We start from the raw sequence: 3540 nt of genomic DNA on the forward strand, positions 1-3540 counted from the left end.
GGAGGACATGGCGCAGCGGCTGCCGGACGCCCGGGGTGTGGCGCTGATCGAGGTGGCCGGGGCGCAGGACGAGCAGGCGGTCTCCGCGCCCGCGGGCGTGCAGGTCCGCTGGCTGCACCGCGGCGGCGAGTTCACGCCGGAGTCCGCCCGCTGGGTGGCCGAGCTCGAAGCGTTGGAGTTCGGCGAGGGGCAGGTGCAGGCGTTCGTTCACGGCGAGCGCGAGCAGGTGAAGGCGGCGCGCCGGCACCTGACGGACGTGCGGGGGCTGGACCGCAAGCAGATGTCCGTGTCCGCGTACTGGGCGCATGGCCGCGCCGAGGAGACCTTCCAGGCGGAGAAGCGCGAGCCGATCGGCAAGATCTTCGACGACGCCTGAGCCGGGCACACCACTGTCCGCCCCTCGCGCCGGGGCGGGGGTGGGGCCGCCTGTCGTCGGGGCTGTGCCGTGTCTGCCAGAGATGGACATCAGTCGGTTCAGTTGGGATTCTGACGGGGAACACAGAATCCGGGGGCGGGCATCCGGCCTTCCTCCACGCTTCTTCGGAGGAGACCCGACATGATGAAGAACCGCCTGTCCACCGCCGTCGGCATGCTCGCCGCCGGCACCCTGCTGCTCACCGCCTGCGGCTCCGCACCCACCCTGGACGAGACCTGGCCCGAGGTCCGCAAGAACTTCGAGGAGGCCGAGAGCCTGCGCATCAACATGGAGGCGACCGGTGAGGACGAGGCGGGCACCGGGACCGCGGACCTGGCCGGCGCCGCGGACGACTCCCACATGAAGGGCACCATGAACATCGACATGGGCGGAGACGTCGTGGACATGGAGGTGCTGCGCCTGGACGGGGACGTGTTCCTCAAGATGAAGTCCGACGGCGAGGACAACGCCTTCACCCGGGTGGTGGGTGACAAGTGGCTCAAGATGTCCGCCTCGGACGCCGAGGACATGGGCGACTTCACCATGTCCTCGCTCCTGGACAGCATGGTGGAGGAGATGCCGGCCGCGGACGCCTTCGACGGTCATGACATCGAGGCCGAGGAGGTCGAAGTCGACGGCGAGAAGTACGACAAGTACGTCGTGCCGGAGGAGGTCCTCGAGAGCGAGACCGCCGGGAACATCTACTACGTGGACCGTGAGGACGACACGATGTTCCGCGTGGAGGGCGCCAAGTCCGAGGACGGCAAGCAGGACACCGTGGTGACGTTCACGGACTGGAACTCGGTGGAGGCCCCCGAGGCGCCGGCCGAGGACGAGGTCTTCGACCAGTCCTCCATGACGAACCCCTGATCCACCTGCCCCACAGCTTTCGCTCACGAAACGGGAAGAAGCCTTCTTCCCGTTTCGTGAGCGAAAGTGTCACCACTCGACGCTTTCCCGAACGAAAACGTCTGCGGCGTCACCTCTTCACCGGCGGGCGGCCACAACCTCCGCGATCTGGGCCACGCACGGCTCGTTCTGCAGGCTCGTGGTGTCCCCGAGGGTGTCCCCGGTGAACAGCTGGGTGAGCAGGCGGCGCATGATCTTGCCGGAGCGGGTCTTCGGCACGTCGGGCACGAACACCACGTGCGCCGGCTTGGCCACCGGCCCGATCACCCGCCCCACATGCGCGCGCAGCTCCTCGGCCTGCTCCACCGTCTCCTGCGGCCGCCCCACGGCCGCGAACCGCTCGTGCGCCACCACGAACGCCACCGCCGCGTGTCCGGTCTTCGGATCCGGCACCGGGCACACGCCGGCCTCGATCACCTCCGGGTGCGCCACGAGCGCCGACTCGATCTCGATCGTGCTCAGGCGGTGCCCGGAGATGTTGATGACGTCGTCGATACGGCCGAGGATCCACACGTCTCCGTCGTCGTCCCGCTTGGCGCCGTCCCCGGCCAGGAACCAGCCCTGCTCCGCGTAGTCGGCCCAGTAGGAGTCGTAGAACCGCTGCGGGTTCCCCCACACGGTGCGGGCCATGGACGGCGAGGTCCGGGTGACCACGATCTTGCCCTGCAGCTGGGCACCCACGGACGTGCCGTCGTCGTCCACCACGTCCACGTCCACCCCGGGGAGGGGACGCGATCCGCAGCCCGGCTTGAAGGCGGAGTCCGTCGGCCGGGGTGAGAGCACGGTGGAGCCGGTCTCGGACTGCCACCACGTGTCCACCATGGGCACGCCCACGGAGCCGTCGCGCGGATCCTCCGGCCCCAGGGCGTCCCGGCCGATCTGCGTGCGCGCCCACGTCCACGCCTCCGGGTTCACGGCCTCGCCCACGGTGCCGATCAGGCGGATCGAGGACAGGTCCGGGCCGCCCTCGTCCCGCGCCGGGATGCCGTCCGGGTGCCAGCCCATCAGGGACCGGATCAGCGTGGGCGCGGTGTAGTAGCTCGTCACCCCGTAGCGCTCGATGACCTCGAAGTGCCGGCCCGGGTGCGGGGCGTTCGGCACGCCCTCGTAGATCACCTGGGTGACGCCGTTGCTCAGCGGCCCGTAGATCTCATAGGTGTGCGCCGTGACCCAGGCCAGGTCCGCGGTGCACCAGTGCACGTCCTTCTCCCGCGCCGCCACGTCCGGGTCGCTGAAGAGGTAGTCGTGCGTCCAGCTCGCGGCGGCCAGGTACCCGGCCGAGGTGTGCACCAGCCCCTTGGGCTTCCCGGTGGTGCCGGAGGTGTACATCACGAACAGCGGGTGCTCGGCGTCGAACGCCTGCGCCGCATGCTCGGTGGGCTGGCGGTCCACCACGTCGTGCCACCACAGGTCCCGGCCCTCGACCCACGCGATGCCCTCGGCGCCGGAGGGGGCCCGCGTCCCGTCTGCGCGGCGCTCGCCGGGCGGACAGTGGCCGGTGCGGTCCAGGACCAGCACATGCTCGATCGCGTTGTCCCCGGACACCGCCTCGTCCGCGTTGGCCTTCACGGGCACCGCCTTGCCGCGGCGGAACTGCCCGTCCGTGGTGACCAGCAGCTTCGCGCCGGTGTCCTCCACCCGGAAGCGCAGGGCGTCCGCGGAGAACCCGCCGAACACCAGCGAGTGCACCGCACCGATGCGGGCGCACGCCAGCGCGATGACCACCGTCTCCACCAGCACCGGCAGGTAGACCACCACGCGGTCGCCGGGTCCGATACCCAGCTCTTCCAGCGCATTCGCGGCCTGGCAGACCTGACGCTGCAGCTGCGCGTAGGTCACCGCACGCCGGTCCCCGGGCTCGCCCTCGAAGTACAGCGCCACCTTCTCCCCGCGGCCGGCCGCCACGTGTCGGTCCACGCAGTTGAACGCCACGTTCAGCCGTCCGTCCGCGTACCAGCGGATCTCCGGGGCCGTGCCGGCGTCCGCGTCCGTGGGGACGGTGTCCGTCACCCGGGTGAAGTCGGTCTCCCAGGTCAGGCGGCGGCCCGCCGCTCCCAGAAGGCCAGCCGGTCGGATTCGGCGACGACGGCCCCGTCGCCTCCGTCCTCCGTGCAGCAGTCCCGCGGGGCGTCCCGGATGGACGTCCGGGTCCGCCGCGTCCACCAGGTGCTGTGGCAGCGGGCCCGGCAGGGGCTCGCGAGGGGTGCGGAGCGGGG

General features: G+C 70.8%; 2 protein-coding genes and 1 pseudogene. 2 read left to right on the forward strand and 1 reads right to left on the reverse strand.

Translation table 11 applies throughout. The annotated features are described in order from the left end of the window. Both AC2W7A_RS10545 and AC2W7A_RS10550 read left to right on the forward strand, forming a co-directional pair. Positions 1 to 376, forward strand: a 376-nt coding sequence (locus AC2W7A_RS10545) for a siderophore-interacting protein (protein ID WP_485991313.1), incomplete at its 5' end; no start/stop codon positions are given. A gap of 180 nt (positions 377 to 556) precedes the next feature. After that, positions 557 to 1285 carry a hypothetical protein gene (locus tag AC2W7A_RS10550; RefSeq protein WP_485991314.1) on the forward strand — a complete coding sequence of 243 codons (729 nt, stop codon included), beginning with the start codon at positions 557 to 559 and terminating at the stop codon, positions 1283 to 1285. A 117-nt stretch (positions 1286 to 1402) separates the two neighbouring features. Here AC2W7A_RS10550 and acs read toward each other — a convergent pair. Beyond that, positions 1403 to 3462, reverse strand: a pseudogene (gene acs, locus AC2W7A_RS10555) (acetate--CoA ligase). Positions 3463 to 3540 lie beyond the last annotated feature (78 nt).

This window comes from Micrococcus sp. LASM2_SD2, assembly GCF_057364565.1.

Coding starts and splice junctions, on each gene's coding strand:
- AC2W7A_RS10550 (WP_485991314.1), top strand. CDS start 557: ATGATGAAGAACCGCCTGTCCACCGCCGTCGGCATGCTCGCCGCCGGC.